The following is a 10289-nucleotide window of genomic DNA, read 5'->3' as shown; positions in this document are numbered from 1 at the left end:
TGGTGGGGCTCCTCAATCCCGCCGCGGGCAACAGCTGCGCGAACAAGGACGACGGGCGGGCCGGCCGGCCCGCCCGTCGTCCTTGTTCGCGCAGCTGTTGCCCGCGGCGGGATTGAGGAGCCCCACCACGTTCACGGTGTTCCCGCACACGTTCACCGGGACGTGCACCGGCAGCTGGACGGTGTTGCCGGAGACCACCCCGGGCGAACCGGCCGCCGAGCCGTCCGCCCCGGAACCGGCGTACGCGGGGACGGTCAGGGCCATCGCGCCAGAGGCGGTGGCGACGGCGATCACACCGTTTCGGGTAACCCGTTTCATAGGTTCCCTGCCTTCCAGACATCATCGCGGGCACTCACCCGCACGAGATAAAACGCGGACGGCCGATCCGAGTTATGGCTTATCGGCCTTTCACTCCATCGAGCGGCCCGGTTGTCGAACTAGCGGTAAAGCCCTTCGTATCCGCGACGCGGCCGCGCAGGATAGGGCACTCCGCCCCCGCCCGCTCGCCCGGAGGCGCGGCTTCCGGTGCCCGCTTATGGTGAGCGAGGGCGCCGGTCCCCGGTCCGCTGTGGGCGCCCCTGGAGGCATCGATGCTGGCCAAGCTGTCCACGCGCCCCTCGGTGAGGCGCTGCGCGGTCCCCTGTGCGGCCGGGCTGGCCCTGCTGGGTGCGGGGCTGCCGGCCGCGGACGGCCCCGGGTCCGGCCTGGGGCGCTTCTACGACCAGAAGGTCACGTGGTCGGCGTGCGAGGGCGAGGACATGCCGAAGGACCTCCAGTGCGGCAAGGTCACCGTCCCCCTCGACTACGCCGACCCCGGGAAGGGGACCCTCGATCTCGCCCTGGCCCGCTATCGGGCCACGGGCAAGTCCCGGGGCTCGCTGCTGCTGAACTTCGGCGGCCCGGGCGGTCAGGGCGTGGGCCAACTCGCCATGGCCGGCAAGGACTTCATGGGGCTGACGAACGGCTACGACGTGGTCGCCTTCGATCCCCGGGGCGTCGGCCGCTCCTCCCCGGTCAGCTGCGGCACCGCCCCGGACGACGCACTGGACGCGACGGACGGCGACGCCGCCGTGGCCGATCCTCAGGCCCTGCTCGAAAAGCTGCGCGACGCTGCGGCCGAGTGCACCGAGCACTCGGGTCCCGTCCTGCCCCACATCGGCACGGTGAACGCCGCCCGGGACCTGGACGTCATACGCGACGCGCTCGGCGACGGCGAGCTCGACTACCTGGGCTTCTCCTACGGCAGCCGGCTCGGTGCGGTGTACGCGGCCCAGTTCCCGGACAAGGTCGGCAGGATGGTCCTGGACGGCGTCGACACACTCACCGAGCCGCTGTCCGAGCAGGGTGTGGTGAGCGCGCGGGGGCAGCAGACCGCGCTGGAGAACTTCCTCGCCTGGTGCACGGAGGACATCGCCTGCCCGTTCGGGCAGAATCCCCGGGAGGCCAGGGAGCACGTCGTCCAGGTGGTCGAGTCGCTCGACCAGGACCCGGTGCCGACCGACTTCGGCGAGGCGTTCTCCGGCCAGGACTTCGCGGCAGCCCTCGCGCAGGGGCTGTACAGCAGGGAGTTGTGGCCGTCGCTCCAGCGGGCCGTCGCACAACTGCTCGAGGACGGCGACACCAGCCGTCTGGAGGCCTTCGCGTCCGGGGGCGTCGGCCTCCCCCCGTGGCGGGTGGCCCACGCCGGGCTCGTCGACCCGCAGGACGTGCCCATGGACAACCTGTCGGCCGCGCTGATGGCGGTCAACTGCGCGGACGATCCCGACCGCCCCACCGCGGAGCAGGTCGGCAGGGACCTCGGCCGGCTGCGCGCCCGGTACGAGCGGGCGTCGCCGGTCTTCGGCCGCTACCGGCTCACCCAGGTGCTGATGTGCTACGGCCGCCCCAAGGGCACCGACTTCATCCGTGACAAGGTCAAGGATCTCGACACCCCGAAGATGCTGCTCGTCGGCACCCGTGGCGACCCGGCGACGCCGTACCGCTGGACGGTGGAGACGGCCCAGCGGATCGGGTCGTCGGCCGTGGTGCTCGACAACCGGGGCGAGGGCCACACCGGTTACGGCTCCTCCAAGTGCGTGCACCGCAAGGTCGACGCGTTCCTGCTGTACGGCACTCTCCCGCCGGACGGCAGTTCCTGCGGCTCCGACCACGACTCCGAGTGAGCCGGTCCGGCCACGGACCCCGTGGTCAGCCGAGTGAGACCTCGGGTGCGCAGAGGTCCCGCCACATCGCCAGGTCGAGGGCCCGCTCCAGGCCCCGTCGTGCGGCCTGGCCGCTCGACGGGCGTGTCGCGGTGCGCGGCCTGCCGGAGCCGTTCGGGGTCGACGAGGTCGAAGAGCGGGTGGTCCGGTCGTGCCGGGAGGTCCTTCGCTTGGTTCCGGAGGGCCAGCGCGTACTTCGGCTCCTGCGCGGACGGATAGGGGCTCTTGCCCCTGTCGACGAGGGCGACGGTGCCGTGCGGGGTGGCGGCGGTCATGGGCCGGCGGCCGCCGGGCAGGTCGATGATCGTGAGCCTGCGGTGTCCGAGGCCGGCTGGCCCCTCGGCCCAGACGCCGTGGTCGTCCGGGCCGCGGCAGGCCGTCGTCTAGTGCCGTGACCGGGAACATTCGCCGGGTTGCTGCTCGCGGGGCGCCACGGCATCGGTCCTCCGTCTGGTGGAAGCCCGCACGCGGCCGAGGCTCCGTCGTGGTCGGCTGTTTGCAGACATCACGCGGTGACGGCTCGGCGTCGGTCACCGGCGGCAGCACGGCGAAAGGAGCGGCCATGACCAGCCGCACAATGCAGGACCGGCTGTTCATTGGCGGGGACATGATCGCGCCTGCGTCGGAGGACGTGATCGAGGTCATCTCTCCGGTCACGGAGGAGCGGCTCGGTACCGCTCCCTCATCGACGCCTGCCGATATCGACCGAGCAGTACGCGCGGCGCGCGCCGCCTTCGACGATGGCCCCTGGCCCCGCATGTCTCCACAGGAGCGCGCAAACGCTCTGGGTCCGTTCAGCGATTACCTGCGCGCACGTGTCCCGGAGATCGCACAGCTCATCACCGCAGAGATGGGTTCACCGATCAGCTTCTCGAACCAGCTCCAGGCACCGGTTCCCGTGATGGTTCTGGACTACAACCGGGAACTTGCCGCCACGTTCCCCTTCGAGCAGGATCGAGCAGGTCTCAGCGGTACCGCGCGGATCCTTTGCGAGCCTGTGGGCGTCGTGGGGCAGATCGTGCCGTGGAACGCGCCGCTCATCCTGACGATGGTGAACCTTGCTCCTGCCCTGATCGCCGGCTGCACCGTCGTGCTGAAGCCCGCGCCGGAGACTCCGCTGGACGCGTACCTGCTCGCCGAAGCTGCCATGGAGGCCGGTCTGCCCCCGGGTGTCCTCAACATCGTGCCCGCCGACCGGGAGAACAGTGAGGCGCTCGTGCGGCACCCGCTCGTTGACAAGATCAGCTTCACGGGCAGCTCCGCCGTAGGGCGGCGGGTCGGCGCGCTGTGCGGCGAGCAGTTCAAGCGCGTCACCCTCGAGTGCGGCGGGAAGTCGCCCGCCATCATCCTCGAGGACGCCGACATCGACAGCGTCGTGCCCGCCCTTATGCCGTACGCGATCATGATGTCCGGGCAGCACTGCCTGGCGCAGACCCGGATCCTCGCTCATCGCAGCTGCTACCAGCAGGTTGTGGATGCGATCTCGCAATCGGCTGCTGCGCTGCGGGTCGGCGATCCGGATGACCCCTCGACCGAGGTCGGCCCCCTGGTGGCCGAGCGCCAGCGGCGGCGGGTCGAGGACTACATCGCCGGCGGGCGGAAGGACGGCGCAACGATCACGGTCGGCGGCGGCCGGCCCGCGAGCCAGACGAAGGGCTGGTACGTCGAACCGACGATCTTCGCAGACGTCGACAGCTCCATGCGCGTCGCGCAGGAGGAGATCTTCGGCCCAGTGCTTGTCGTGATCCCCTTCGACGACGACAACGACGCGGTCCGTATCGCGAACGACTCGAAGTACGGCCTGTCGGGAAGTGTCTGGACCAACGACCTGGAGCGGGCCATGCGCATCGCTCGCCAAGTGCGTACGGGGACCTTGACGCTGAACGGGTACCGGATCGAGTTCGCCGCCCCCTTCGGCGGATACAAGGAATCCGGGGTCGGCCGCGAGTTCGGGCCCGAGGGCCTCAGCTCGTTCCTGGAGTACAAGACGATCAATTTGCCGGGCGATCCAGTGCTGTGACCGGGAAAGGCCCGGTGGTCAGGCCGTGGCTTGGACCGCTCTGCCGCCCCAGCGGATGGCTTTCTCGCTGCGGACACGGGCGCGTTCGCGTCGTTGGGCGGCCAGGACGTCGGGGTGGCGGGCGTTGTTGTTGCGCCAGCGCAGGTAGGCGTGCAGGGCCCGGATCTGGACCGTGTGGTTGGGGTGGTGGGAGTTGGCGAGGGTGAACTGCCGCAGCGGCCCGAAGTGGGCCTCGATGGGGTTTGCCCAGGAGGCGTAGGTCGGGGTGAAGCACAGCTCGACCTTGTTCTTCGCCGCCCACCGCCGGATGCGCCAGTTCAGGTGGGCGGACAGGTTGTCGAGGATCACGTGGATCGGGGCGCCGTCGGGTCGGGCCGCGCGGATCGATCTGAGTGCTGACCAGGTGTGGTCGATGCCTTTGCGGCGCCGGTTGACGCCCCACTGCTGGTCGTCGCCTACGGACTAGCAGCCGTGGAAGTAGGTGATGCCGTGGGTGCGGCGGTAGGTTGCCGGCAATCGGTCCGCATGTCCCTGCTCGGCCCAGCAAGAGCCCGCGGTCGGACGGATGCCCAGGGGGCCGAACTCATCGAACGCGAACGTGCGATGCGGGCGCTCGTTGATCGCGTACTCGATCCGGTCGAGCTTGGCATCGAAGTCAGGGTCCGGGGACTCTTTCCAGGTCTTCGTGCGCTGGAAGGAGATCCCGCGGCGGGCCAGTAAACAGCGCAGGGTCTCCCGGCCGATCCGGACCGGCCGGGAGATGTTGCGTCGCAAGTGATCGACGAGCTTGCGGATCGACCAGCGGGTGAAGGGCTTACCGAGCTGGGTAGGGCGGGTGGTGGCCGTCTGGACAACGAAGTCCTCGTCGTCCGGGCTGAGTAGGCGGGGACGGCCTCCCGCCCACTGAGGGGCCAGACAGGACAGCCCGACCTCGTTGAAGTGGTGGATCACATCATCACGGACGGTGTCCTCATCAGCCTGCATCAGCCGTGCGATGGCCGGGACCGTGCTGCCGCCCGCCGAAGCCAGCAGCATCATCGCCCGCCTAAACCACACCGAGCTCGTGCTGCCTCGCCGCACGACCTGCTGCAACTTCTGCCCCTCCCGCTCGGTCAGCATGCGCACCCGGACCAGTCGCGCCATCCCACCCCCACACCAGACCGGAAATGAGATCACATCCAACCGGCTCAAGAGCCCCCCACACCAACCCGGTGAATGTTCCCGGTCACGGCACTAGGTCATCGCGTTCAGGGGCGCTGCCTCGGCACTCAGGTCGCGGTCGAAGGAGACCCAGCCGGTGACGCCGGGCATACGCGCACCCCCCGCAAATAAGTTGTATTAACCATCTAGATTTCGAGCGTGCGACTCCCTGCCGACATGGACTCCGCCGGAATCGGCCAGCCGCAAAAACTTGCCCAACTCCCGGCTCCCCGGCCTCCACAGGGAGGTGCCGATTGCCCCGAATGCCCTCATGGCGAATCCGCTCTATCGTTCTGTCATGGAGCACGTTCTGAGTCCCGCGACCCTTGCCGAGCTGCGGCGCCCGCGCCCCTACCCCGCGGTCTCCGTGCTGACTCCGACCCACCGGCGCGATCCCCACAAGACCCAGGACCAGGTCCGGCTGCGCAACGCGGTGACCGAGGCCAAGCGGCAGCTCGAGGCCGATCCGGTGATCAGCCGCGAACGCCGGGCCGAGGTCGCCCACCACCTCGACCAGGCCCTTTCCGAGGTCGACCTGACGCACGCCGAGGACGGCCTGGCGATCTTCGCCGCTCCCGGCGAGCACCAGGTGTGGTCGCTCGCCCGGTCCGTGCCCGAACGCGTGGTGCTCTCCGACACCTTCCTCACCCGCAACCTCGTCTCCGCCCAGACGGCGGAACGGCCGTTCTGGGTGCTGTCGCTCTCCGCCGACCGCGCGACCCTCTGGAACGGCGGCGCCGACCGCGTCGTCGAGCAACGCGCCGACGGCTTCCCTTTGACCCGCCGCGTGGAGAACTTCGACCCGGAACGGCAGCAGCGGGTCGGCGACCTGCAGAGCGCCTTCCGGGAGGAGCGCACCCGCCAGTTCCTGCGTGAGGCCGACACCGCGATGAGCACCGTCCTGCGCGAGCACCCGCGACCGCTGTACGTCACCGGCCCGCCGGCCGCCCTCGCCCTGATGGACGAGGTCGGCAGCGCCACCAAGGGAGCGGTGCACGTCCCGCACGGCGGCCTCGCGCACGGGACGCCCGAGTCCGTGTGGCAGGCCATTCGGCCGGTGATCGAGACGGAGGCCCGCAGGAACACGGAAGCCGTGACCCGCGCCCTCGAAACGGCCCGCGGGCGACGGGAGTTCGCCGCCGGTGTCGACGAGCTCTGGCAGAGCGCCCGGGACGGCCGCGTCCGGCTGCTGGCCGTCGAGGAGAACTACCGGGTGACGGTCCGCGACGCCGGGGACCACCTGATCCTCGCCGAGAGCAGCGACCTCGAGGGCCGCGAGGACATCGTGGACGAGATCGTCGAGCAGTGCCTGGAGACCGGAGCCGACGTCCGTTTCGTACCGGACGGCACACTGGGTGAGGCGGACGGCATCGCCGGAGTTCTGCGGTACTGAAGCTATCGAACACAGGGCCGTCGAACACGCGCGGCAACCGCGCGCCACCTTACCGACGGGTCGTCAAACTCCCTGTGTAATCTACGAGTTGGCCCTCCGGAGTGCCTGCTCCGCACCTACCTCGGAGTAACTCCGTGAGACTGTGGCATATGCCAGAAGCACCACCGTATCGTGTGTTGCCAAATCCCTTACAGGGCGTCGCGGGCTGTGCAACAGTCGTAACGGTCCCTCCGTCCGCCTTGGTCGAACCGTCCCCGCATCGGAGTGCGTCATGCCGTCCCACCTCTCCGCGGACCGCCCCGCCGCCCAGCCGCCCGGACGCGGCTCGGTCGAGTCGCTGATATCGCAGACGCGGCGGCTCAAGGGCGACGTGGACGCCGTGCGGCGCGACGCCGAGGAGGACGGATCGGACCACCCCCGGGGACGCTGGCAGCGCGCCCTGTGCGACCTGGCCCTGCACCAGCTCAACGACCTCGACGAGCACCTGGCCCAGCTACGGGACGGGCCCCTGCCCACGGCGGACCCGGAACCCGCCGCGCCCGCACCCGGCTCACTGCTCAGCCGGGTCGGCAGCGCCGAGTGGAACCTGCTGACGGACGAGGCCAGTTGGTCCGGGGAGCTCTACCAGATCCTGGGCCGCGACCCCGCCGCTCCCCCGCTCACCCTCGACGAGCTGCCGTCCCTGGTGCTCGACGAGGACCGGCCGAAGCTGACGGCGATGGTGACGAACTGCCTCGTCGACGCCCGGCCCATCGACGGCGAGTTCCGCATCGCCCGCCGGAACGGCGACGTACGGACCGTGCACATGATGGGCGAACCGGTCCTCGACACTGACGGAAGCACCGCCTCGATGTGGGCCGTGCTGCGGGACGTCAGCGAACTGCGCCGCAGCCAGCGGGTGGTGAGCGAGACCCGTGACTCGCTCACCGACCGGCGGCAGGACGCGCGGACCGAGCACCGGATCGCGGTCGAGTTGCAGGAGGCCGTGCTGCCGCAGTGGCGCGGCTCCCTGCGGCTCCCGCACCGGGATCCCAGGACCCTCGACCTCGCGGCCCGGCACCTGCCGGCGTCCACGAACACGCTGATCGGCGGCGACTGGTACGACGCGCTCGAACTGACCGACGGCGAGACGCTCCTCAGCGTCGGCGACCTCACCGGACACGGCGTCGGCGTCACGTCGAACATGACGATGCTGCTCGGTGCCGTGCGCGGCATGGCCATGGCCGGCGCCCCGCCCGGCCGGCTGATGGCCTGGCTGAACCAGTTACTCGACACCACCACCGTGCAACCCGCCCTCGGCAGCGCCGTCTGCTGCCGCTACCGCCCCGCGACCCGCACCCTGGTGTGGGCGCAGGCCGGACACCCCGCCCCGCTGCTGTTCCGCGACGGGACGGGGCGTGTGCTGAACGCACCGGACGGCGTCCTGCTCGGCGCCACCTCGGGCGCCGTCTACGGGCAGGCCGAAGAGACACTGGAGATGGGCGACCTGCTGCTCCTGCACACCGACGGGCTGGTACCCGGGCACACCGGAACGGCTGCCGCGAACCTCCTCCTCGACCTGGCGCCGCGTCTGACCGGGACCGTCACCGCGGAGGACTGCCTGCGGACGGTGGTCCAGGAGTTCGGCGAGAGGGAGCGCGCGGACAACGCCTGCGTGCTCGTCGCCAAGGTCATGGCATAGGAAGCTCAGGCCTGTGCGTTGTTGCCGCCCCTGCCCTTCGTCTTCGGCAGGGCGAGCTTGATCTCCTCCCGCAGCTCCTGGATCTTCGGATAACCGGAGTACTGGGCGGTGAGCCGGTACATCTGGCGCAGCCGGTCCCAGGTGCGGTGGGAGGAGTTGGAGCCCATCGACACCAGGGCCAGTCGCGCGTACCGGTCCGCCTGTTCGGGATCGTCGGCGATGAAGCAGGCCGAGGCCATGGACAGGTAGTCGAAGATCTTCGACCGCTGCCGCCCGTCGATCCGCAGGGCGAGGGCCCTGTCCGCGTAGTACTGCGCGTGCACGGCCGCGTCCGGCTCGAACTCCGCCAGCGTGCGGTAGGACAGGGCCTGCATTCCGTACAAGTCGGCCTCGTCGAACAGCTGCATCCAGCTCGGCGCCGGGACGTCGCCCTTGTCGGAGACGAAGAGGTCCTCCGCCTGCCCCAGGGTGCGTCGCATCGCCTGGCCCTTGCCCATGGAGGCCTGCGCCCAGGCCTCCACGGTGCACAGCATGGCCTTGGTGCGCGGCAGCACCTCCTCGCCGGAGCCGGACTGGGCCAGCTTCATCAAGTCCAGGGCGTCGTCCGGCCGGCCCAGGTGGACCATCTGGCGGGCCGCGCGGGAGAGTGCCTCGCCCGCGCGGGGCCGGTCCCCGCCCTCTCTGGCCGCGTGCGCGGCGATGACGAAGTACTTCTGGGCCGTGGGCTCCAGGCCGACGTCGTGCGACATCCAGCCCGCGAGGACGGCCAGGTTGGCGGCGACGCCCCACAGGCGCCGCTGGAGATGGGGTGGGTGACGGTAGGCGAGCATGCCGCCCACCTCGTTGAGCTGGCCCACCACGGCCTTGCGTTGGAGCCCGCCGCCGCGGGCCGCGTCCCAGGCTCGGAACACCTCGACCGAGCGCTCCAGTTCCTCGATCTCCTGCGACCCGATGGGGGCGGCCTCGTAACGGTCGAACCCAGCGGGGTCGGCGTGCAGGGGATGGTCGAGGTCGGGAGCGTCGGCAGCCAGGGCAGGGTCGGTGTGCAGCCAGTCGTACATGGCGCTGCTGAGTGCGGATCCCGCGGCGAGCGCGGCGCCCGCGCCCACCAAGCCGCGTCGGTTGAGCATGAGGTCCATTCCCGTGAATTCGGTGAGGACCGCGGCGGTCCGCTCGGGCGCCCACGGCACTCCGTCGGGAGACTCCGCACTCCCGCCGCGTGGCCGTTTCCCCGCACGCCCGTGCCGGACCAGACCGAGGTCCTCGATGGTCACGACACGGCCGAGACGCTCGGTGAACAGAGCCGCCAGCACCCGCGGCACCGGATCGCGCGGGATCTCTCCCATGTCGATCCAACGCCGCACCCGGGAGGTGTCGGTCGCCAGCTGGGGATGGCCCATGGCCGCCGCCTGCCGGTTGACCAGCCTCGCGAGTTCGCCCTTGGACCAGCCGGCCAGGCCGAACAGGTCCGCGAGCCGGGTGTTGGGTTGTCCGCTCACGTCAAGCCCCCAGGTTCTCGGCTGAGTTGACAGTAGCCCGGCCAGACTTGCCGGGCGACTATTCGCCAGGGTTCGCCAGGGTTCGCCAGATGGTGTGCCACTGGGCATCGGGTGTCAGGTAGGAACGCGCCACCCCGACCCGGTCGCCGCAGGGACATTCCCCAGGGTGCTCCCGGGAGCCCGGGCCGGGTGGTGCGCTGTCGTCGCAGGCACACGAAGGGATCTGTTTCGCCCATGTACACAGCATCGTCCTCCGTGTCCGCACCGCCCCGGTCGCTGCACCCCCGTCCCACGG

The 10289-nt window shown here is 70.3% G+C and carries 5 protein-coding genes and 3 pseudogenes; 4 read left to right on the top strand and 4 right to left on the bottom strand.

The features are described 5' to 3' along the window. Nucleotides 1-63 precede the first annotated feature (63 nt). Nucleotides 64-318 (bottom strand): annotated as a pseudogene (locus tag CA983_RS33855) (chaplin); the annotation flags it as partial. Between the two features lie 272 nt (nt 319-590). On the opposite strand from CA983_RS33855, the gene CA983_RS33850 reads away from it, so the two are divergent. Next, nucleotides 591-2162 (top strand): alpha/beta hydrolase, encoded by a 1572-nt coding sequence (locus CA983_RS33850; protein ID WP_086604605.1) that lies wholly within the window; start codon nt 591-593, stop codon nt 2160-2162. A 25-nt stretch (nt 2163-2187) separates the two neighbouring features. Here the strand turns inward: CA983_RS33850 and CA983_RS48410 are convergent. Continuing rightward, nucleotides 2188-2446 (bottom strand): annotated as a pseudogene (locus CA983_RS48410) (asparagine synthase (glutamine-hydrolyzing)); the annotation flags it as partial. Between the two features lie 317 nt (nt 2447-2763). Between CA983_RS48410 and CA983_RS33840 the strand changes: the two are divergent. Next, nucleotides 2764-4221 (top strand): aldehyde dehydrogenase, encoded by a 1458-nt coding sequence (locus CA983_RS33840; protein WP_208637096.1) that lies wholly within the window; start codon nt 2764-2766, stop codon nt 4219-4221. Between the two features lie 18 nt (nt 4222-4239). On the opposite strand, the pseudogene CA983_RS33835 reads toward CA983_RS33840, so the two are convergent. Next, a pseudogene (locus CA983_RS33835) lies at nt 4240-5364 on the bottom strand (IS630 family transposase). 355 nt (nt 5365-5719) lie between these two features. Here CA983_RS33835 and CA983_RS33830 point away from each other — a divergent pair. After that, a complete protein-coding gene (locus tag CA983_RS33830; RefSeq protein WP_086604603.1) occupies nt 5720-6814 on the top strand; it encodes a baeRF3 domain-containing protein in 1095 nt (364 codons plus the stop codon). 271 nt (nt 6815-7085) lie between these two features. After that, nucleotides 7086-8495, top strand: coding sequence for a PP2C family protein-serine/threonine phosphatase (locus CA983_RS33825; protein ID WP_086604602.1), 1410 nt, complete (start codon nt 7086-7088; stop codon nt 8493-8495). Between the two features lie 5 nt (nt 8496-8500). Here CA983_RS33825 and CA983_RS33820 read toward each other — a convergent pair whose 3' ends face one another. Then, entirely contained in the window at nt 8501-9994 is a 1494-nt protein-coding gene (locus CA983_RS33820; protein ID WP_086604601.1) for a DNA-binding protein NsdB, read from the bottom strand. Nucleotides 9995-10289 lie beyond the last annotated feature (295 nt).

It is taken from the genome of Streptomyces swartbergensis (genome assembly GCF_002148965.1).
Taxonomy (GTDB): Bacteria; Actinomycetota; Actinomycetes; order Streptomycetales; family Streptomycetaceae; genus Streptomyces; species Streptomyces swartbergensis.
Note: the sequence above shows the minus strand (reverse complement) of the source record. Positions and strands in the feature narration are given on the sequence as shown.